19 protein-coding genes are annotated in these 19,410 nt (G+C 68.1%); 5 read left to right on the top strand and 14 right to left on the bottom strand.

All coding sequences use genetic code 11. From position 1 onward, the window contains the following. Positions 1 to 27 precede the first annotated feature (27 nt). The 3 genes from ACFQRE_RS06235 to ACFQRE_RS06225 form a co-directional block, all read right to left on the bottom strand. On the bottom strand, positions 28 to 1,041 hold the full coding sequence (locus ACFQRE_RS06235) for a family 20 glycosylhydrolase (protein WP_380120026.1): 1,014 nt from the start codon (positions 1,039 to 1,041) through the stop codon (positions 28 to 30). A gap of 188 nt (positions 1,042 to 1,229) precedes the next feature. Continuing rightward, a complete protein-coding gene (locus tag ACFQRE_RS06230; protein ID WP_380120024.1) occupies positions 1,230 to 3,080 on the bottom strand; it encodes an ABC-F family ATP-binding cassette domain-containing protein in 1,851 nt (616 codons plus the stop codon). Then, positions 3,080 to 4,012 (bottom strand): 4-(cytidine 5'-diphospho)-2-C-methyl-D-erythritol kinase, encoded by a 933-nt coding sequence (locus ACFQRE_RS06225; RefSeq protein ID WP_380120022.1) that lies wholly within the window; start codon positions 4,010 to 4,012, stop codon positions 3,080 to 3,082. Before ACFQRE_RS06225 ends, ACFQRE_RS06230 begins: the two co-directional genes overlap by 1 nt. 105 nt (positions 4,013 to 4,117) lie before the next feature. On the opposite strand from ACFQRE_RS06225, the gene ACFQRE_RS06220 reads away from it, so the two are divergent. Continuing rightward, entirely contained in the window at positions 4,118 to 5,125 is a 1,008-nt protein-coding gene (locus ACFQRE_RS06220) for an NAD-dependent epimerase/dehydratase family protein (RefSeq protein ID WP_380120020.1), read from the top strand. Here the strand turns inward: ACFQRE_RS06220 and rsmA are convergent. From rsmA to ACFQRE_RS06195, 5 genes are all read right to left on the bottom strand, one after another. Further along, entirely contained in the window at positions 5,102 to 5,989 is an 888-nt protein-coding gene (gene rsmA, locus ACFQRE_RS06215) for a 16S rRNA (adenine(1518)-N(6)/adenine(1519)-N(6))-dimethyltransferase RsmA (RefSeq protein ID WP_380120018.1), read from the bottom strand. The two genes, ACFQRE_RS06220 and rsmA, sit on opposite strands and share 24 nt — an antisense overlap. Before the next feature lie 96 nt (positions 5,990 to 6,085). Beyond that, positions 6,086 to 7,240, bottom strand: a complete 1,155-nt coding sequence (locus ACFQRE_RS06210; protein WP_380120016.1) for a ubiquitin-like domain-containing protein — start codon at positions 7,238 to 7,240, stop codon at positions 6,086 to 6,088. Between the two features lie 268 nt (positions 7,241 to 7,508). Continuing rightward, entirely contained in the window at positions 7,509 to 8,348 is an 840-nt protein-coding gene (locus ACFQRE_RS06205; RefSeq protein WP_380120014.1) for a TatD family hydrolase, read from the bottom strand. A gap of 7 nt (positions 8,349 to 8,355) precedes the next feature. Then, positions 8,356 to 10,173, bottom strand: coding sequence for a methionine--tRNA ligase (metG, locus tag ACFQRE_RS06200; RefSeq protein ID WP_380120012.1), 1,818 nt, complete (start codon positions 10,171 to 10,173; stop codon positions 8,356 to 8,358). Between the two features lie 107 nt (positions 10,174 to 10,280). Next, positions 10,281 to 11,072, bottom strand: a complete 792-nt coding sequence (locus ACFQRE_RS06195; protein ID WP_380120010.1) for a siderophore-interacting protein — start codon at positions 11,070 to 11,072, stop codon at positions 10,281 to 10,283. A gap of 120 nt (positions 11,073 to 11,192) precedes the next feature. Here ACFQRE_RS06195 and ACFQRE_RS06190 point away from each other — a divergent pair, with 120 nt between their 5' ends. Next, on the top strand, positions 11,193 to 12,020 hold the full coding sequence (locus tag ACFQRE_RS06190) for a hypothetical protein (RefSeq protein WP_380120008.1): 828 nt from the start codon (positions 11,193 to 11,195) through the stop codon (positions 12,018 to 12,020). 88 nt (positions 12,021 to 12,108) lie between these two features. On the opposite strand, the gene ACFQRE_RS06185 is transcribed toward ACFQRE_RS06190, so the two are convergent. Beyond that, complete coding sequence (locus ACFQRE_RS06185; RefSeq protein WP_380120006.1) at positions 12,109 to 12,261, bottom strand: glycerophosphodiester phosphodiesterase family protein; 153 nt, start codon at positions 12,259 to 12,261, stop codon at positions 12,109 to 12,111. A 63-nt stretch (positions 12,262 to 12,324) separates the two neighbouring features. Between ACFQRE_RS06185 and ACFQRE_RS06180 the strand changes: the two genes are divergently transcribed. Beyond that, the gene (locus ACFQRE_RS06180) at positions 12,325 to 12,942 is read left to right on the top strand and encodes a DUF4126 domain-containing protein (RefSeq protein ID WP_380120004.1); all 618 of its coding nucleotides are present in this window, start codon (positions 12,325 to 12,327) and stop codon (positions 12,940 to 12,942) included. 34 nt (positions 12,943 to 12,976) lie between these two features. Here the strand turns inward: ACFQRE_RS06180 and ACFQRE_RS06175 are convergent, their stop codons facing one another. Then, the gene (locus ACFQRE_RS06175; protein ID WP_380120002.1) at positions 12,977 to 13,570 is read right to left on the bottom strand and encodes a TetR/AcrR family transcriptional regulator; all 594 of its coding nucleotides are present in this window, start codon (positions 13,568 to 13,570) and stop codon (positions 12,977 to 12,979) included. 124 nt (positions 13,571 to 13,694) lie between these two features. Between ACFQRE_RS06175 and ACFQRE_RS06170 the strand changes: the two genes are divergently transcribed. Then, positions 13,695 to 13,883, top strand: a complete 189-nt coding sequence (locus ACFQRE_RS06170) for a hypothetical protein (RefSeq protein WP_380120000.1) — start codon at positions 13,695 to 13,697, stop codon at positions 13,881 to 13,883. A gap of 41 nt (positions 13,884 to 13,924) precedes the next feature. After that, positions 13,925 to 14,668, top strand: coding sequence for a CPBP family intramembrane glutamic endopeptidase (locus ACFQRE_RS06165; RefSeq protein ID WP_380119998.1), 744 nt, complete (start codon positions 13,925 to 13,927; stop codon positions 14,666 to 14,668). 170 nt (positions 14,669 to 14,838) lie between these two features. Here the strand turns inward: ACFQRE_RS06165 and ACFQRE_RS06160 are convergent, their stop codons facing one another. The 4 genes from ACFQRE_RS06160 to ACFQRE_RS06145 form a co-directional block, all read right to left on the bottom strand. Further along, positions 14,839 to 15,582, bottom strand: a complete 744-nt coding sequence (locus ACFQRE_RS06160; RefSeq protein WP_380120446.1) for a succinate dehydrogenase/fumarate reductase iron-sulfur subunit — start codon at positions 15,580 to 15,582, stop codon at positions 14,839 to 14,841. Between the two features lie 17 nt (positions 15,583 to 15,599). Further along, on the bottom strand, positions 15,600 to 17,627 hold the full coding sequence (locus ACFQRE_RS06155) for a fumarate reductase/succinate dehydrogenase flavoprotein subunit (protein ID WP_380119996.1): 2,028 nt from the start codon (positions 17,625 to 17,627) through the stop codon (positions 15,600 to 15,602). A gap of 14 nt (positions 17,628 to 17,641) precedes the next feature. Then, positions 17,642 to 18,349: a succinate dehydrogenase cytochrome b subunit gene (locus tag ACFQRE_RS06150; RefSeq protein WP_380119994.1), complete on the bottom strand. Its 708-nt coding sequence runs from the start codon at positions 18,347 to 18,349 to the stop codon at positions 17,642 to 17,644. 118 nt (positions 18,350 to 18,467) lie between these two features. After that, complete coding sequence (locus ACFQRE_RS06145) at positions 18,468 to 19,334, bottom strand: aldo/keto reductase (protein ID WP_380119992.1); 867 nt, start codon at positions 19,332 to 19,334, stop codon at positions 18,468 to 18,470. Positions 19,335 to 19,410 lie beyond the last annotated feature (76 nt).

Here is a 19,410-nt window from a genome sequence, read left to right as displayed (position 1 = left end):
TCCGCATCACCCGCCCCCGGCCCCGGCTCAGATCGCGCGCACCTTCGAGGCAAACGCACTGTAGATCGGCGAACCCCGACTGATGATGGTCGCCTCGGACATGGACGCACTCTGCTCGCCCCAGATGGAGAAGCAGGCGCCGCGCAGGTTCACATGGCTCTCACTCATCGTGCGATCCGCTCCCCAGTACCCGAGCGTCCACCAGCCACGCAGGGCGTCGCACATCCACTGCCGGTCGCCCGCCGTCTCAGAGGTGCGCGGCACCCAGTAGCAGTAGTAGCCGTTGTAGTTGTGGATCGTGAAGCCGGCACTGGCCACGGCCGGCATCGTCAGCCGGGTACCCGGGGTGCCCCAGTCGTCGTAGTCCCAGTACGCCACCGTGATCGAGCGGCTGAGCAGGGCGGCCGACTCGGGAACGATGGCGTCGTTCCACACCGTGGAGGTCACCCGGTACGTCGTTGCGAGAGCGGCCGCCAGTTCGCTCGCGCCCGCGGCCCAGGCCTTCTTCTCCACTACGGATCCGGCGAACTCGTCCCCGCCGAGGTGCACGCGGGTGGCGGTCGGATGCATGCCGAGCACCTCACCCCAGAGCTCACGCACGAAGGCCCACGCCGTGGAGCTGTGGACCTCGATCTCCTTCGGTGCGTAGTCGGAGAACACCTGCGCCGTCGGGAACCTCGCGATCGGGGTGAGATCCATGAGGCGGCGTATGCCGCCCGCGTGCCCTGGGGTGTCGATCTCCAGCATGACGTCGACACCCCGGGTCGCGGCGTGAGCGATCACTGAAGCGAGCTGGACGCGGGTGAGGAATCCCTTCCCGGTGCGCGGGTTGACGTACTTCGTCCCGACGAGCTGCGCCTTGGCGGCGGTCTGGCCCAGCAGGACGGACTCGAGACCGTAGGCCTGGTCGTCGGACGCGTGCAGGTGCAGGGAGTTCCCACCCTTGTCCGCCACGAGGTTGATGAGGGTGATGATCGACGCCGGCGACCAGTAGCGCCGGGCGATGTCGAGGTTGAGCCCCACTCGGTCGATGGTTCGCACGGCAGCCTCAGCAGGCCTCGCCGCGAGCACCGAGGCCGCGCCAATTCCGGCTGCCAACAACACTGTTCGCCTTTTCATCCGGACCACTGACTTCCGCTCGAGGAGCCTGCCCTGGCCCATGATCGGCCGACCACATGGGCCTTGGCGTCAACGTAGCAGCGGGCGGGCGATCGCGCGCGGCGAGAAAGTCAGGGCTCGAGGGTGTCGGCGGCCTCGAGCCACTCGAGCTCGAGGACTTCGCGCTCATCGACGATGTCGCGCAGCTCCTGGTTGAGCCCGAGGACCTTCGCGTGGTCGGCGACATGCTCGGCCATCGCCGCGTGGATCCGCTCCTCGCGGGTCGCCAGCTTCGAGAGCTGCTTCTCCACCCTGGACATGACCTTGCGCGCCTCGCGCTGCTCGGCGGGGCTTGCCGATGAAACTGGCTGTGCCACAACGGATTTCGACTCGTTGGCCGAGGCCGTCGCCGAACCGGACGCGCCAGCGGCAGGCGGCATCGCGGCATACGTCGGCGTGACGGTGGCGCGCAGCTTGAGGTACTCCTCGACACCACCCGGCAGCTGACGCACGTGACCATCCCCGAGCAACGCGACCTGCTGGTCGGCGACGCGCTCCAGGAGGTAGCGGTCGTGCGAGACGACGAGAAGGGTTCCGGCCCACCCGTCGAGGACATCCTCGAGCGCAGTGAGTGTCTCGATGTCGAGGTCGTTGGTGGGCTCGTCGAGGAGCAGGACGTTGGGCTCGTCCATGAGGATGCGCAGCACCTGGAGTCGGCGCCGTTCTCCACCGGACAGGTCGCCGACGCGCGTCTGCTGGCGCGGCCCCGGGAACCCCAGGCGCTTGGCCAGCGAGGACGCCGTGACCTCCTTGCCGCCGAGGATCGTGACCTTGCGGACCTCTTCGACCGCATCGATGACCCGGGCGTTGCTGAGGCGGTCGAGTTCGCGCACGTCCTGGGTCAGGTGACCGATGCGGACGGTGATGCCTTCCTTGCGCTTGCCCGCCGTCAGCGGGATCTCGCCCGCGATGGCGCGCAGGAGGGTCGACTTGCCGGAGCCGTTGACGCCGACGATGCCGATGCGGGCACCCGGCGCGAGGTGCCAGGTGAGCTTCTCGAGCAGGGTGCGATCGCCGAGGGACACAGAGGCGTCGAGGAGGTCGACGACGTCCTTGCCGAGCCGGCTCGTCGCGAACGCCATGAGCTCGACGTCGTTGCGCGGGGCCGGTTCGTCCTCGATGAGGGCGTTGGCGGCGTCGATGCGGAACTTCGGCTTCGTCGTGCGCGCGGGCGGGCCGCGACGCAGCCACGCGAGCTCCTTGCGGAGCAGGTTGTTGCGTCGGTCGGCGGTGACCTTGGCCATCCGCTCGCGCTCGGCCTTGGCCAGCACATAGGCCGCGTAGCCGCCGTCGAAGCCGTTCACCTGGCCGTCGACGACCTCCCACGTGCGGGTGGCGACGGCGTCGAGGAACCACCGGTCGTGAGTGATGGCGACGAGGGCGTTGTCGGGACGCGACCGGTAGTTGACGAGGTGGTCGGCCAGCCAGGCGACCCCTTCGACGTCGAGGTGGTTCGTGGGCTCGTCGAGGAGCAGGACATCGGGGTCCTCGACGAGCAGCTTGGCCAGGGCGAGCCGACGACGCTCGCCGCCGGACTTGCCGGCCACGGTCGACTCCAGGCCGCCGAGCGCCGGAGCGTCGAGGCCGCCGAGCAGACCCGTGAGGACGTCGCGGATGCGTGAGTCGCCCGCCCAGACGTACTCCTCGAGGTCGCCGAGCACCACTTCACGCACGGTGGCCGAGGGGTCGAGCGTGTCGTCCTGCGTGAGCACACCGACGGTCCCGCCGCCGAGACGTGCGACCCGGCCGCTGTCCACGGCGAGTTCGCCGGCAATGACCCGCAGCAGGGTCGTCTTGCCGCCACCGTTGCGTCCGACGATGCCGATGAGGTCGCCACCGGAGACACCGAGGGAGACGCCGTCGAGCACCTGAGCGGTGCCGAGCGCCAGGGCAGCGCGCTCGACCGAGATGAGAACGGCCACTAGTCGACCCGGGCCGGGATGACGTGGGCGCCGTGGATGGGCCCGATCGCCTTGCGCACTTCGCGGGCTGCTCCGGTGGCGGTGAGGGCCACCGTGAGGTCGATGGCGGACTCGACGTCCTCGACGAGGAACGCGACGGTCGGTCCCGAGCCGGAGACGACGCCGCCGAGGGCACCGAACTCCATGCCGCTGGCCAGGAGCTCACCGAGCTCGGGCCGCAGCGAGACTGCCGCATCCTGCAGGTCGTTGGTGAGCTGCGGCGCGAGGATGTGCGGGTCGCCGGAGCGCAGCGCAATCATCAGCTCGGAGTTCGGCGAAGGGTCGGGCACGGACGACTTGCCGCGCAGCCGGTCGCACTCGGCGTAGACGTCGGGAGTCGAGAGGCCGATGTCGCTGATCGCGAAGACCCAGTGATAGTTGCCCCGGGCCAGGACCGGCGCAAGCCGTTCGCCGCGCCCACTACCGACAGCCGTGCCACCACGGATCAGGAAGGGGACATCGGAACCCAGCTCGGCGGCATACTCCTCGAGTTCTTCGGTCGACAGACCGAGAGCCCAGAGACGGTCGCAGGCCACCAGCGTGGCGGCGGCGTCGGCGGAGCCGCCGGCCATCCCGCCGGCGACGGGGATCGACTTGGAGATCGAGATGTGCACGGGAGTCTCGACGCCGGTCTCCTCGGCGAGGAGGCTGGCGGCACGCAGCGCGAGGTTGGTCGCGTCGGTCGGCACGACGTCGGCGTAGGGGCCCGACACCGAGCAGCCCCAGTCGTCGTCGAGGGCGACCGTGACGTCGTCGTGGAGGCTCACGGCCTGGTACACCGTCGACAGGGTGTGGAAGCCGTCATCGCGCAAGGGACCCACGAGAAGTTCGAGGTTGACCTTGGCGGGGACGCGCACCGTGACTGGTGAGGGGTCCGAGTGGGCCGAGGTCATGCCGCCACCCTAGTCATGGCGTGGACGTGCAGCCGCAAGCAGGGACATCAACGCTGTCAGCGAACACGCTCGCGCCCGTGCGGTCGGTCGGGGTCCACTGGTCTCATGCGACTTCTCGTGCTCGGTGGGACGGCAATGCTCGGACGTGCGGTGGCGGCCCAGGCGGTGGCTGCCGGCCATGACGTGACCTGTTTGGCTCGCGGTGTGGCCGGGGAGGTTCCCGACGGCGTGCGGTGGGTTCGTGGCGATCGGGACCTTGCCGTCGGGCTCGCCGAGGTGACGGGTGCCGGTGCGCACTGGGACGCCGTCGTCGACGTCTCGCGCCAGCCCGGGCAGGTGCGCCGGGCCGTGGCCGAACTCGAACCGGTCGCCGATCACTTCGTCTTCGTCTCCACGGGCAATGTGTATGCCGACCACTCGCGTCTCGCGTCGAACGAGTCCGTTCCGCTGTTGTCGCCGTTGGACGGCGACGTCATGGCCGACATGACCGTCTACGGCGAGGCCAAGGTGGCCTGCGAGGCGGCGGTACTCGACGGGTTCGGAGCGGAGAGGGTGCTCATCGCGCGGGCCGGCCTCATCGGCGGACCTGGAGACGCCTCGGGGCGCTCGGGGTGGTGGCCATGGCGCTTCGCCCACCCCGTTGGGGCTGGCGGCGCCGTGCTGACCCCTGACGACCCGACCCTGCCGATGGCGATCATCGACGTGCGCGACCTCGCTGCCTGGCTCGTGCGCTGCGCCGAGTCGCGGACGGGCGGGGTGTTCGACGCCGTGGGCTCGCCCGACACGTTGGGCGGCCTGCTGACGGCGGCGCGTGAGGTTGCCGGGCACGACGGGCCCGTCGTCCCGGCCGCGGCTGCCTGGTTGGCCGACCACGGCGTGCAGGAGTGGATGGGCAACGAGAGCCTGCCGCTGTGGATCTCGGACGAGGAGTGGCGTGGATTCGGTTCCCACACCGGGGCGGCGGCCCGCGCAGCCGGGCTCACCTGCCGACCGGTGGCGGACACGCTCCGGGAGGCGGCGGCATACGAGGAAGGTCGTGAGGCGACCGACCCGAGACGCTGCGGCCTGCGCGACGAGACCGAACGAGAGCTACTCGGCCTGCTCGGGCACTGACGGCGCAGCGACATGGGCGCGGTGGGCGCTCGCGATTGCCGCGAACTGGTGGACGTCGAGCTGCTCGCCACGGGTGCGCGGGTCGATGCCGGCTGCCACGAGCGCCGCCTCTGCGGCGGACGGTGAGCCGGCCCAGGTCGCCAGGGCGGCGCGCAGGGTCTTGCGCCGCTGGGCGAAGGCGGCGTCGATGCAGGCGAAGACCTCTTCACGTGAGGCGTCCGTCGTCGGCTGCTCCCGCCGGACGAGCTTGACGAGGCCGGAGTCGACGTTGGGCACGGGCCAGAACACCGATCGACTGACGTTGCCGGCGAGGGTGACCTCCGCATACCAGGCGGCCTTGACGCTGGGCACGCCGTAGATCTTGGAGCCGGGCTTGGCCGCGAGCCGCTCGGCGACCTCGAGCTGCACCATGACGAGGATGCGCTCGAGGCTCGAGAAGCGCTCAAGGAAATTGAGGACGACGGGGACCGAGATGTTGTAGGGCAGGTTCGCCACGAGCGCGGTCGGTGCGTCGCCGGGAAGCTCCTCGATGCGCAGGGCGTCGGCGTGGACGACGGTGAGCTTGTCGGCCACGGCGGGGGCGACGGTCTCGACGGTCTCGGGCAGCGCGCCCGCCAGGATCGGATCGACCTCGACGACCGTCACGTGACGCACGACCGGCAGCAGGGCGAGGGTGAGCGAGCCCAGGCCAGGTCCGATCTCGACGACGAGGTCGTCAGGGCCGACACCGGCCACGCGCACGATGCGCTGCACGGTGTTGGCGTCGATGACGAAGTTCTGCCCCCAGGACTTGGTGGGGCGGATGCCGAAGCGGGCCGCGAGCTCGCGGATCTGCGCGGCCCCGAGGAGCCCTGACGTCGACATGGCCGCCACCCTATTGCCCCCGGCGGACCCGCCGATGCACCGAGGCCGTGCGCCCCACCGAAGTGGGAGGCACGGCCTCGGAGGTGTCTGTCAGCGTCAGGCTGCGTGTCCGCAACCCCACGGCTGGAGGCCACGGTCCGCGTAGACGCGGTTCGCGACGGTGATCTGCTCGGCGCGCGACGCAAGGTCGGGACGCGAGGCGAAGTCGCCGCCACCGGCACCGAGCCAGGTGCGGATGTCAAACTGGAGTCCGCCGTAGTAGCCGTTGCCGGTGTTGATCGACCAGTTGCCACTGGACTCACACTCGGCGATGCGGTCCCACATCGCGGCGTTGGACAGGTTGATTCCAGCACCGGAGGTGTTGCCGGCCGAGCGCGTCGCCGGGGACGACGACGGGGAGGGGGCGGCAGCAGGCTTGGCCTTCGTGCCCACGAGGACGACCTCGGACACGGGCGCCGTGACGACCTTGCTGGCCACCGCGCGAACGGTCACGACCTTGCCGTCGACGATGGTGCGACGCACCGTGACGCTGCGCGACCCGGCCTTGCCCTCAGTGACGACCTTGCGGGTGCCCTGCGTGAGGGTCGCGTCCTTCTTGGTCACTGTCTTGAAGGGGATGCGCTCGGTGGACGTGGCCTGTCCGCTCGACACACGCTGGACGGCGACCGCGAGACCACGCGTCAGCGGCGCGTTGGCGGCCGGGGTGATGCGGTCGTCCGAGTCGAACGTGATCCCGGCCTCGGTCAGCGCCGCACCGATGGTGGTGGCGTTGGTCTGCAGGGTGAGCTTCTTCTTGTCGACCGACACGGAGAAGGGCTTGGGGGTCGTGACGGTGAGGGCGAGGCCCTGGCGTCCGAGTGTCTGCGAACGCGACGCGGAGAGCTTGGCGTCACTGCCGGCGCGGATGTTGAGATCGCGCAGCGCGGCGTCGACGGTCGTGGCCGTCGTCCAGTATTCCTTCGCAACACCGTCGATGGTCACGGTGAGCTTGCGCCCGTAACGCACCGAGATGGTGTCGCCGTCCTCCAGGGGCGAGCCGACGGAGGGGACGACCTGGTCGTGCTCGCCGACCTTGATGCCCTTCTTGGCGAGGGCATCGCCCACGGTCGAGCCGAAGACGTGCAGCGACGAGGACTGGCCGTCGACGGACAGCGCGACAGCCTTGTCGAGGTGGGCAACGCCGAAGGATCCGGCGGCCACCGTGAGTGCAGCGGCACCTTGGGCAGCGAAACGCAGGGGACGGGAAATCAAGAGGGCTCCGATGATCGAACTCTCCGGACACCTGGGTGGGCGACAGTCCTCAGGGGTGGACCGCGGGGCTCCACAGGGGAGGAGACCCGACAACAGGAGAGCGAGGTCCGCTTGGCGTCACCGCCGGCGTCCTCGCCCCTGCATATCGCCCGAAGCCAAGCTCCGGCCAACCCATCAACCATCCCCAGAAACCCGGCAAAGGTCAAATTTTGGTAACGGTGATGCCAGCCACCTTGTCACCCGTGGGACTTGTGTGACTGGTGAGGCGTCACCAGGGGCCGTAGACACGCTCCGAGTTCGCGGACAGTGCCTCGCAGAGCGTCGGCACCGCCACACCGAGGGTCGCCGCCATCGCCCGGACCGTCAGCGGCACGAGGTGCGGAGCGTTGACGGCCCCCCGCCACGGGTGCGGTGTCAGGTAGGGCGCGTCCGTCTCGACGAGGAGTCGATCGAGGGGCGTGTTGGACAGCGCATCGCGCAAACCCTGGGCGTTCTTGAAGGTGATGGTGCCGGCGAACGAGAGGTAGTAACCGCGCTCCACGCACTCCTGCGCCATCGTCAGGTCACCCGAAAAGCAGTGCAGCACAGTCGATTCCGGCGCGCCCTCCTCCTCGAGGATCCGCAGCACGTCGTCGTGGGCGTCGCGGTCGTGGATCTGCAGGGCCTTGCCGAGTCGCTTGGCCAGATCGATGTGCCAGCGGAAGCTCTCGTGCTGCACCCCTCTGCCTTCGGGACCGGTCCGGTAGTAGTCGAGGCCGGTCTCGCCGACGACCCTCACCCGGGGGTGGGCGGCGAGTTCCTCGATTTCGGCGTATGCCGCGTCGAGACTTCCGCTGTCGGCCAGCCCGGGTACCTCGTTGGGGTGCAGGGCCACTCCCCCGAGCATCGCGGGGTGTGAGTCGATCATCTCGATGGTGGCGCGGGCTCCGGGGAGGTCACAGCCGATCTGGACGACCCGGTCGACGCCGACCGCCTTGGCCTTCGCGAGGGCCTCTGCGACGTCGACGGGGTGGCCCTCACGCTCGATGTCGAGGTGCGTGTGGTTGTCCACGACAGCGATGGGCAGCGGATCGGGCAGGTCGGGGATGCCCCTGGTCGACTCGCTCATGAGGCAATCACGACTGCTGGAGCCGCTCGAGCTCCTCGTCGACGACCGACTCATCGAGCTTGACGAAGACTCCCGTGGGCTTGGCGATGGGGGCGCCGACCGTCACCGGTCGCGACTCCCAGCGCGGGGTCGCGCTGTAGTCGCCGGTGATGATCGGGTAGCTGCGGTCCTTGTCGCCCTCATCGAGTCCGTTGACGTCCTCGATGACGGGCATCGGGGTGAACTCGCCCTGGCCACCGATGAAGGCGTGCACGCGGTTGGAGGCGTGCGGGAGGAACGGCGCCAGGATGGTGTTGAGGTCACTGACGCACTGGATGAGCGTGTGCAGGACGGTCGCGAGGCGCTCGCGCTGGTCGTCGCCCTTGAGCTTGAACGGCTCGGTGTCGGTGACGTACTTGTTGACGTCGCCGACCGCCCTCATGGCCTCGTTGACCGCGGCCTTGATGCGCTGCCTGGCGAGCAGGTCGCCCACGGTTTCGAAGGCCTTGAGCGTCGCGGCGCGCACGGCCTCGTCGACGGGCTCAAGGGTGCCCGGCTGCGGGATCTCGCCGAAGCTCTTGGCGATCATCGCGCCGGTGCGGTTGACGAGGTTTCCCCAGCCCGCGACGAGCTCGGAGTTGTTGCGCTGCACGAACTCGGCCCAGGTGAAGTTGCTGTCCTGGTTCTCCGGTCCGGCCGCACAGATGAAGTAGCGGATCGGGTCGGGGCCGTAGCGCTCGAGGACGTCGCGGATGTAGATGACGTGGCCACGACTGGAGCTGAACTGCTTGCCCTCCATCGTGAGGTACTCGCTGCTCACGACCTCGGTCGGAAGGCCGAGCACACCGAAAGTGCCGGGTTCGCCGCCCTTGTCGCCGCGGCCGGCATACGCAAGAAGCTCTGCGGGCCAGATCTGCGAGTGGAAGGTGATGTTGTCCTTGCCCATGAAGTAGTACGAATACTGAGCCTCGGGGACGGTGCCCTCAACCCACCACTCGCGCCAGCGCTCGGGGTTGCCCTGGCGGCGGGCCCACTCGACCGAGGCGGAGAGGTAGCCGATGACGGCATCGAACCAGACGTAGAGGCGCTTGGTGCTCTGGTCCTCCCAGCCCTCGAGCGGGACCGGGATGCCCCAGTCGATGTCGCGGGTCATCGCGCGCGGGCGGATCTCCTCCAGGATGTTGAGGCTGAACTTGATGACGTTGGGACGCCACGTGCCGCTGGCCTCGCGTCCCTCGAGCCACTCCCGGAGCGCGTCCGCGAGCGCCGGCAGGTCGAGGAAGAAGTGCTGCGTCTCGATGAACTCCGGTGTCTCGCCGTTGATCTTGGACTTCGGGTCGATGAGATCGGTCGGCTCGAGCTGGTTGCCGCAGTTGTCGCACTGATCCCCGCGCGCCTCGGTGTAGCCACAGATCGGGCAGGTGCCCTCGATGTAGCGGTCGGGCAGCGTGCGGCCGGTGCTCGGGCTGATCGCGCCGCGCGTCGTCTGCTCGATCATGTAGCCGTTGGCGTGGACCTGCTTGAAGAGCTCCTGCGCGACGGAGTAGTGGTTGGCCGTCGTCGTGCGCGTGTAGAGGTCATAGGAGCAGCCGAGGTCAGCGAGCTCGTTCGCGATGATCGCGTGGTTCTTGTCGACGAGCTCCTGCGGCGTGACGCCCTCCTGGTCGGCGAGGACGAGGATCGGAGTGCCGTGCTCGTCGGAGCCACTGACCATGAGCACGTCGTGTCCGGCCATCCGCATGTAGCGGCTGAAGACGTCGGAGGGCACACCGAACCCGGCCACGTGGCCGAGGTGGCGCGGACCGTTGGCATACGGCCAGGCGACAGCGCTGAGGATTTTGGTCACCCGTGAATCCTAGGCGGCGCGCGCAACCCCATTTGCCCCCGCTCACCTGTGTGCCGAACCCACCCAATTCCCGGGTTGGGCACACGACACGCCGGTATGCCGTGCGCTCAGGTCGCGCTCTCGGCTGCGGCGAGCTCGGACTTCCAGTCGCGAAAGCCCTCCTCGGTGCGGCCCTGGCGCCAGTAGCCCGAGATCGACACCTGCTTGCGGTCGAGCCCGCGCTCGCGCAGCAGGTAGGGACGGATACCGTGCATGACCGCGTTGCCCTCGCCATGGACGAAGGCGTCGACGCGACCGTCCAGCCAGTCGAGTGCGCGGACGGCCTCGACGAGGTCTCCCCCGGCTTCGCGATGGACGAACGTCAGAACGGCACCCGAGGGCAGCTCCAGCTCCAGCTCGTGCTCGGGGCTGTCGACGAGGATCACGACGCGCGCGACCGCCTCGGCGGGCAGGTCGGCAAGGGCCGCTGTGATGGCGGGCGCGGCAGACTCGTCGCCGGCCAGCAGGTACCAGTCGGCATCGGCGTCAGGTCGATAACCACCACCCGGTCCGTTGGCGAGCAGGGTGTCGCCGGGCTGCGCCGCTGCGGCCCATGGACCGGCGATGCCCTCGTCACCGTGGATCACGAAGTCGATGGCGAGCGTGCCAGCGGCAACGTCGGGGAAGAGCGCCGTATAGGTCCGCACCACGGGCATGTCCTCGGGCGGGATCGTGCCGCGCAGGGCCTTCATGTCGAGAGGCTCGGGGTACACGACACCGGCCTTGGGGAAGACCAACTTCACGTAGCGGTCCGTCGACGCGTTGCCGTCGAACGCCGAGAGATCGTTGCTGCGGAACCACACTCGCCGCAGGCGCGGGGTCAGCTGCTCGGTGCTGGTGACAATGAGGTGAGTGGCCACGAGGTCTCCTGAGGGTTTGGCTCGATCAGCCCCAACTCTGCCCCCTTCGACCACGGGCCCTTTCGCTGGGTCCAGGCTGTCACCCACTGAGTGTCAGATGATCGACCTAGGTTCGACGACATGCTTCTCAACGTGTCGGACCCCGCCGTGGCATACCTGCTCGGCCTGCTCCACACGGACGGCTCTCACTACGGGGATGTCAACGGCAAGGGCAAGGTCACGATCGAGCTCGCAGTCCGAGACATCGACGTGCTCAACGCTGTGCAACCCGTCATCCCCTGTTACTCGTCCATCAGCCTGCGGACGCGCAAGACGAATTTCGCCGACAACTGCACCACGGCCACGTTGGCCTTCTTCGACCAGGAGGTTCGTCAACAGTTGGCCACCCTCGGCATGCCACCAGGTCGAAAGTCCCGGACCGTCGTTCCCCCGACGTTGGAACCAACCCTGCAGGTGCCGTACTTGCGTGGGCTCCTGGACGGCGATGGTTCCATTGGGTTCACCGCCAAGGACTGCCCGTTTGTCTCCTTCGTCACGGACAGCGAAGCCTTGGTCAGGTTCGTGGAGGCGGAGATCTTCCGCCACGCACACGTTCGGCGGCGCGCGGGTCGCAATACCCGTGACGGCGCCTTCAACGTGATGGTCGCGTCGGTGGCCGCGGTGGACCTCGCTACGGCCGTGTGGGGTGTCCCCAACCAGGTTGGGCTGCAGAGAAAGCGTGAGGCTGCTGCTCGGGTGGCTGCTTGGACACCACCAACGAGCCGCTTCGGGATTCGACGAAAAGGGTGGCTCCCCCACGAGGATCCGGTTGTCATGGCCCTGGATCCTGAGACAGCAGCGATCCAACTTGGCCGAACAGTTCAGAGCGTCAACATGCGCCGCTGGCGTATCGCGCGTGCGCAGAGACTCGTCGCGGAGCCACACACGGTCAATGTCAAGGTCGACTGAGCAAAGCGACACCATCACGTATGCCGTGTGGTCCCGCAATCGGGACCACACGGCATACGCGCGTGATTGGGTTGTGCGAGAGGGGAACTCAGTCCTTCAGGAGGTCGTGCAGCACGCTCGGGTAGTCAGTGATGATCCTGTCGACGCCCCACGAGATGGCCCGGTTCATGTCGCCACCGAAGTTCACGGTCCACACGTGGGTGTCCATGCCGAGCTCGTGCTGGCGCGCTGAAGCCCTCATCAGGTGCCTGCGTCCAGTAGACATGTCTCGACAGATTCACCGGACCAGCACAGGAGGTGGCCGATGCTTGCCGCACTGACCGGCATGGGGTTGTCCGCAGCCGCGGGACTCAACGCCTACATCCCGTTCATGATCGTCGCCCTCATCGCCCGGTTCACCGACGTGATCACGCTGCCGTCGAGCTTCCAGTGGATCGAGTCACCCTGGGCCATCGGCGTGGGTGCAATCCTGCTCATCACCGAGATCGTCCTCGACAAGATCCCTGCCATCGACACGGTCAACGACGCGATCCAGACGTTTATCCGGCCGAGCATGGGCGGGCTGATCTTCGCCGCGACGAACGCCGCCGAGTCCCTCGACAAGTCGACGTGGATGGGCGACAACCCCTGGGTGGGCGTCGTTCTTGGCATCGTCGTGTCCGGCCTCGTCCATTCGGGCAAGATGGCCGCCCGCCCCGCGATCAACGTCGGGACTCTGGGCGTCGGCGCACCAGTGGTCTCGACCGCCGAGGATGGCGCATCGCTGGGACTCTCGCTCGTCGCGATCTTCATCCCGATCCTCGTGATCTTCGCCCTGATCGCCCTGGCCTGGTTCCTCGTGTGGATGTGGCTCAAGGTCCGCAAGTGGAAGAAGCGGCGACTCGAACGCGGCGGTCCGGACGCGGCATACCCGCGTCCGTGACAGGGCGGAGGGCCGCACGGCCCGCCAGGTGAGGTCAGCGGTCGGCGTGCAGCCCGCGCACGAGCATGGGCACCGCGGCCCTGACGAAGTCCTCCCGCTTGTCCGCCGACATCCGCGTGGCCGAGCCGAGCACTCCCTCGAGCGCCGCGACCACAACGGACGCGCGGATCCCTGAATCGCTGCTCCCACCGGCCTCGGAGATGCCGGCCACGAGCGTGTCGAGGCCGTCACGCCAGTTCTGGAAGACCTTCATGAGCTCCGGGCGCCGCACGGCTTCGAGCGAGAGCTCCCCTTGGGTGCGGACGACCTGGGGCCGGTCCAACCAACGCAGGAGCAGGTCGGTGGCCTCGCTGGCCAGGGCGTCGGTGTCGTCGGCGTGGGTGGACGCGAGCGTCGCCATCTCGTCGACGTCGCGCGACATGCTCGCGGCGACGTGTTCGGCCAGACCGATGAGCAGCGCCTCGCGAGAACGGAAGTAGGCAGAGCACGTGCCCTCGGGCAGGCCCGCCCGGGCATCAACCGAGCGGTGAGTGAGCCCCCGGAGCCCCAGATCGGCCACGACCTCGACGGCAGCCTCGAGCAGCTCGGCCCGCCGCCCCGTTGCGGCAGGAGTCTCACGTGAGGTCATCGCGCCATTGTGCCGGTCGCGGCCTCTGTGCACTGGGCGGACCCCGAGCACGACCCCGTCTTGCATTGCAATCTTCTACAGATGTAGAGTCTTCTACAGACGTAGAAACGAAAGGAGGCCCACCATGGGCCAGCTCACCGATCTCTCGATCATCACCACCTACCTCACCGTCCTCGTCGCCGTCGCCGGCGTCCTCGTCATCGGTCTGACCGCGTTCGCCGGAGTCCCCGCGCTCCTCGAGTCGCGCACCGTCCGCCGCAGCCGTCAGCTCAGCATCCCGGCGTTCTACTTCCACACCGCCGCCGCACACTGACCTCACAGCATTTCCTGAGCGGGGCGCCATAGGCTGCGGCAATGCGCAGTCGGCACCTCGCGGAGACGTGGTTGGTCCTCGGTGTCTCACTGGGGGCGTCGGCCATCTGGAGCGCGCTGTCGCTCATCCGCAAGCTCACTGCCCAAGTGGCCCTGAGCCAGCAGACGACCGCGATGAACTCCTCGGTCACGCCCGACCGGCCCTGGCTCGACCTGGCGTATCAGCTCGTCGGGATCGGCCTCGCGCTCGTCCCGGTCGCGCTGGCTCTGCACCTGTTGTCGCGCGATGACGTGCGCGCCCGCTTCACCATCGGCTGGGACCTCACCCAGCCCGCGCGAGATGTCGTGCGCGGACTCGGTCTCGCGGCCCTCGTCGGGATTCCCGGACTCGGCCTGTATGCCGTCGCGCGGGCTCTCGATCTCAACACCACCATCGCTGCGGCGAACCTGACAGACGTCTGGTGGGCCGTTCCTGTGTTGGTGCTGGCGGCCGCGCAGAACGCCATCCTCGAAGAGGTGGTGATGATCGGCTACCTCTTCACCCGCTGGTCGCAGGCAGGCTGGTCGACGACGCGAATCATGCTGTCCTCAGCGCTGATTCGCGGCTCCTATCACCTCTACCAAGGCTTCGGCGGGTTCGTCGGCAACGCGATCATGGGGCTGCTGTTCGGGTGGATCTACACCAAGACCAAGCGCGTCGGTCCGCTCGTCGTCGCCCACACGATCCTCGATGTGGTCGCGTTCGTGGGCTACGCCCTCCTCAAGGACCACCTCAGCTGGCTCTGACCCGCAGACATCACGAGCTGCGCCCCTCGCGCCACCGGCGTAGAGGCTCATGAAGGGCGCTCGCGTGGCAGCGCCGCTCACCACGATCTGCGCCCCTCGCGCCACCGGCGCAGCCACGTCCGTCACCCGGCGAGGGCGAGGGGCCGCAGAACGCGAGCGCTTGCGGAGTGTCAGTGGCCGTTCTTGAGGGCCGTGCGCAGGTCCAGGTTGAGCTGGCTGATGACGTCCTGCGGGATGCCCTTGGGGCAGGCGTTCGAGCACTCGCCGATGTTGGTGCAGCCGCCGAAGCCCTCGTGGTCGTGCTGGTTGACCATGGAGACGACGCGGGCGTCGCGCTCCGGCTGGCCCTGGGGCAGCTCACCGAGGTGGGTGATCTTGGCGCCCATGAAGAGCATGCCGCTGGCGTTGGGGCAGGCCGCGACGCACGCGCCACAGCCGATGCACTCGGCCGCCATGAACGCGCGGTCGGCCTTGTCCTTGGGGACGGGCGCGGCGTGCGCGTCAGGGGCGGAACCCGTGTTGGCGGAGATGTAACCACCGGACTGGATGATGCGGTCGAACGCGCCCCGGTCGACGACCAGGTCACGGATGATCGGGAACGCCTCGGCGCGCCACGGCTCGACGGTGATCGTCTCGCCATCCTTGAACGAGCGCATGTGCAGCTGGCACGTCGTCGTCCGCTCGGGGCCGTGGGCGTGGCCGGAGATCATCAGGCCACACATGCCGCAGATGCCTTCACGACAGTCGCTGTCGAACGCGATCGGCTCGTCGCCCTTGGCGTTGAGCTCCTCGTTGAGGACGTCGAGCATCTCGAGGAACGACATGTCCGGGCTGATGTCCGACACCTGGTAGGTGACGAGGCCGCCCTGGTCGTTCGGGCCGGTCTGACGCCAGATCTTGAGGGTCAGGTTCATGTTGTTCGTGTTGCCGCTCACTTGTAGCTCCGCTGCTTCAGCTCGATGAACTCGTACACGAGGTCTTCCTTGTGGAGGACTGGGACGCCCATTCCGGCGCCGACGCCCTCGGTCTCGCTGGGAGGCGTGAACTCCCAGGCCGCGACGTAGGCGAACTCGTCGTCGTGACGCAGCGCCTCACCGTCCTCGGTCTGGCTCTCTTCCCGGAAGTGACCGCCGCAGGACTCGCGACGGTGCAGGGCGTCAATGCACATGAGCTCGCCCAGCTCGAGGAAGTCGGCGACACGGCCAGCCTTCTCGAGGGACTGGTTGAGGGTGTCGGCGGCGCCGAGCACGCGCACGTTGCGCCAGAACTCGGCGCGCAGGCCCTTGATGAGGTCGATGGCCTTGCGCAGACCTTCCTCGGAGCGCTCCATGCCGCAGTACTCCCACATGATGTTGCCGAGTTCACGGTGGAAGGAGTCGACGCTGCGCTCACCGTTGACGGCGAGGAGTCGCTCGGTGCGCTCCTGGACCTCAGCGCGCGCGGCGACGACGACCGGGCTGTCCTGCGTGAGCTCGCTCGGCTTCACCTTCGCGAGGTAGTCGCGGATCGTGTTGGGCAGGACGAAGTAGCCGTCGGCCAGGCCCTGCATGAGGGCCGAGGCGCCGAGACGGTTGGCACCGTGGTCGGAGAAGTTGGCTTCACCGGCGACGAAGAGTCCCTGGATCGAGGACTGCAGGTCGTAGTCGACCCAGAGGCCACCCATGACGTAGTGCACGGCCGGGTAGATGCGCATCGGCGTCTCGTACGGGTTCTCACCGGTGATCCGGGCGTACATGTCGAAGAGGTTGCCGTACTTCTCCTCGACGGCCTCGCGACCCAGACGTGCGATGGCGTCCGCGAAGTCGAGGTAGACGCCTCGACGGAAGTCACCGACGACGGGACCGACGCCTCGGCCCTCGTCGCAGACGTTCTTGGCCTGGCGGGAGGCGATGTCGCGAGGCACCAGGTTGCCGAACGCCGGGTAGATCCGCTCCAGGTAGTAGTCGCGGTCGTCCTCGGCGATGTCGTTGGCCGGCTTGTCGCAGTCCTCGCGCTTCTTGGGCACCCAGATGCGCCCGTCGTTGCGCAGTGACTCCGACATGAGCGTGAGCTTGGACTGGTGCTCGCCGGAGACCGGGATGCAGGTCGGGTGGATCTGCGTGTAGCAGGGGTTGGCCATGTGGGCGCCCTTGCGGTGCGCACGCCACGACGCGGTGACGTTGGAGCCCATCGCGTTGGTGGAGAGGAAGAAGACGTTGCCGTAGCCACCCGACGCCAGCACGACGGCGTCGGCGAGGTGGGTCTCGATCTCACCGCTGACGAGGTCGCGCACGATGATGCCGCGGGCACGACGGTTCGCACCCTCTCCCTCGACGATGACCTCGAGCATCTCGTGGCGGGTGAACTGCTCCACCGTCTTGGCGGCAACCTGGCGCTCAAGGGCCTGATAGGCGCCGATGAGGAGCTGCTGTCCTGTCTGGCCGCGCGCATAGAAGGTACGCGACACCTGGACGCCACCGAACGAGCGGTTGTCGAGCAGTCCGCCGTACTCGCGAGCGAAGGGCACACCCTGTGCAACGCACTGGTCGATGATGTTGGCGCTGACCTCGGCGAGCCGATAGACGTTGTCCTCGCGCGAGCGGTAGTCGCCACCCTTGACGGTGTCGTAGAAGAGGCGCTGGACGGAGTCGCCGTCCTCCTTGTAGTTCTTGGCGGCGTTGATGCCACCCTGTGCGGCGATCGAGTGCGCGCGACGCGGGGAGTCCTGGAAACAGAAGGACTTCACGTGGTAGCCGGCCTCGCCGAGCGTGGCAGCGGCAGCGCCACCCGCGAGCCCGGTGCCGACGATGATGACCGACATCTTGCGCCGGTTCGCCGGGTTGACCAAGGAAGCCTCGAACTTGCGACGGGTCCACTTCTTGTCGATGGGGCCGTCAGGCGCCTTGTGGTCCGCAATCGGCGAACCCTCGGTGTAGAGACCCTGGACGAGGCGGGCCGAGCCGGTGGAGTTCTGAGTCATGTTCTGCGACACCTTCAGTCGATCAGGCCGAATGCGATGGACAGCGGCGGGATGAGGAACCCGACGGTGATGAGCGCCGCGACGGCGAGACCGATCGTCCTGGCCCGCACGTGCGCCTTGGGCGAACCCGTCCAGCCGAGGGTCTGCTGCGCGCTGTAGACGCCGTGCTTGAGGTGCATGAAGAGCGCGATCATCGCCGCGACGTAGATCAACACCATCCACCACACCTGGAAGCTCGCGACCACGAGCTGGTAGGGGTTCTCGGTGATGTTGGCACCCTGCTTGTCGCCGTTGGGCGAGATCTTGATGATCGTGAAGTGGAGCAGGTGCCACACGATGAAGGTGAGCAGGAAGACACCGCCCCAACGCATCCACAACGAGGTCGCGGCGGTCTTGACTGCGGCGTACTTCGTGCGGCGCGCACTACCGGCGCGGCTCCACAGCTTGTACGCGGCATACACGTGACCGACGAGCGACAGCAGGAGCACAACTCGCACGATCCAGAGGAGTCCGCCGTGGGGAAGCATCGGCTCACCGAACTCCCGCAGGTGCTCTGCGTACTCGTTGAAACCCTCCTCTCCCGTGAGGGCCTTGAGGTTGCCGTACATGTGCAGGAGCAGGTATCCAACGAAGACCAGGCCGGTCACTGCCATGAGCAGCTTGAGCGCGATCGTCGTGCCCCGCGCGGTGGTCCCGCGCGGAGAGAGAGTCGTCGTGGGCATGGAACGAAAGGTACCGCGCGCCGACCCGCGATCTGCGCTCAGGCAGACCTAACTCACGTGTGAGATAGGCACGTTACTGACGCGTATGCCGTCCGCTCCCCTACTCGTGCCCGGCCCGTCACGCGTTGAGCCGGGCCACCTCGTCTGCGCTGAGCTCGAGGCCTGCTGCGGCTGCGGAGTCGGTGACCGACTGGGGACGCTTGGCGCCGGGGATGGGGATGACGACGGGAGACTGCGCCAGCTCCCACGCCAGGGCAACCTGTTGGGCGCTGACCCCGTGGGCATCGGCGACGTCGGCAAATGCCGGGAACGTCTCGGCGAGGTCCTTCGCGCCACCGAGTCCTCCGAGCGGGCTCCACGGGAGGAAGGCCAGCCCCAGCTCCTCACAAACCTCGATCTCCGGGCGGCTGCTGCGGAAGGCCGGGCTGAACTGGTTCTGGACGCTCACGAGCGAGTCGCCGAGCACCGCGTGTGCAGCACGGATCTGGTCGGGGTTGGCGTTGGAGAGTCCGACCCCGGCGACCTTGCCGCTGTCGGCGATCTCCTTGAGGGTGCCGATGACCTCGTCATAGGGCACGTCCGGGTCCGGGCGGTGGTGCTGCCACAGCGCAATCTCGTCGATGCCGAGCCGGCCCAGGCTCGCGTCGACGGCCCGACGCAAGTGGTCGGCAGAGCTGTCGGTGTCCCAGCCGCCCCCCTCCGTGCGCACGTGTCCGCCCTTGGTGGCCAGGAGCACGCGGTCGCGCACGCCGAGCTCGTCGAGGATCGAGGCGATGAGTCGCTCGTTCTCGCCCTGCGCCTCGCGCCCCTTCTCCTCGCCGGGACCGTAGGCGTCAGCGGTGTCGAACAGGGTCACGCCGGCGTCGAGCGCGGCCCGCACGGTGTCGATGAGCTGCTGCCGGGGCTGGGTCCCGCTCTGGTCGAAGGTCATCAGTCCGAGGCCGATGGCGCCAACCTGCGTGTCTCCCACGTTGCGTGTTTTCATGGTCTCCAACCTATCGACCGTGACCGACAGGGGCGCGAGTGGCGTATGCCGTCCGCTCGCCTTGTCGGCGCTCACT

Origin of the sequence: Knoellia pratensis (genome assembly GCF_042666395.1) — a bacterium.
GTDB classification, from domain to species: domain Bacteria; phylum Actinomycetota; class Actinomycetes; order Actinomycetales; family Dermatophilaceae; genus Knoellia; species Knoellia pratensis.
Note: the sequence above shows the minus strand (reverse complement) of the source record. Positions and strands in the feature narration are given on the sequence as shown.

Bases quoted from the DNA above. Each gene is read 5' to 3' on its own strand.
- ACFQRE_RS06165 (WP_380119998.1), top strand. From the start codon at position 13,925: ATGCGCAGTCGGCACCTCGCGGAGACGTGGTTGGTCCTCGGTGTCTCA.
- ACFQRE_RS06155 (WP_380119996.1), bottom strand. From the start codon at position 17,627: ATGACTCAGAACTCCACCGGCTCGGCCCGCCTCGTCCAGGGTCTCTAC.
- ACFQRE_RS06145 (WP_380119992.1), bottom strand. From the start codon at position 19,334: ATGAAAACACGCAACGTGGGAGACACGCAGGTTGGCGCCATCGGCCTC.
- ACFQRE_RS06190 (WP_380120008.1), top strand. From the start codon at position 11,193: ATGCTTCTCAACGTGTCGGACCCCGCCGTGGCATACCTGCTCGGCCTG.
- ACFQRE_RS06175 (WP_380120002.1), bottom strand. From the start codon at position 13,570: ATGACCTCACGTGAGACTCCTGCCGCAACGGGGCGGCGGGCCGAGCTG.
- ACFQRE_RS06180 (WP_380120004.1), top strand. From the start codon at position 12,325: ATGCTTGCCGCACTGACCGGCATGGGGTTGTCCGCAGCCGCGGGACTC.
- ACFQRE_RS06205 (WP_380120014.1), bottom strand. From the start codon at position 8,348: ATGAGCGAGTCGACCAGGGGCATCCCCGACCTGCCCGATCCGCTGCCC.
- ACFQRE_RS06185 (WP_380120006.1), bottom strand. From the start codon at position 12,261: ATGAGGGCTTCAGCGCGCCAGCACGAGCTCGGCATGGACACCCACGTG.
- rsmA (WP_380120018.1), bottom strand. From the start codon at position 5,989: ATGTCGACGTCAGGGCTCCTCGGGGCCGCGCAGATCCGCGAGCTCGCG.
- ACFQRE_RS06150 (WP_380119994.1), bottom strand. From the start codon at position 18,349: ATGCCCACGACGACTCTCTCTCCGCGCGGGACCACCGCGCGGGGCACG.
- ACFQRE_RS06160 (WP_380120446.1), bottom strand. From the start codon at position 15,582: ATGAACCTGACCCTCAAGATCTGGCGTCAGACCGGCCCGAACGACCAG.
- ACFQRE_RS06170 (WP_380120000.1), top strand. From the start codon at position 13,695: ATGGGCCAGCTCACCGATCTCTCGATCATCACCACCTACCTCACCGTC.
- ACFQRE_RS06220 (WP_380120020.1), top strand. From the start codon at position 4,118: ATGCGACTTCTCGTGCTCGGTGGGACGGCAATGCTCGGACGTGCGGTG.
- ACFQRE_RS06225 (WP_380120022.1), bottom strand. From the start codon at position 4,012: ATGACCTCGGCCCACTCGGACCCCTCACCAGTCACGGTGCGCGTCCCC.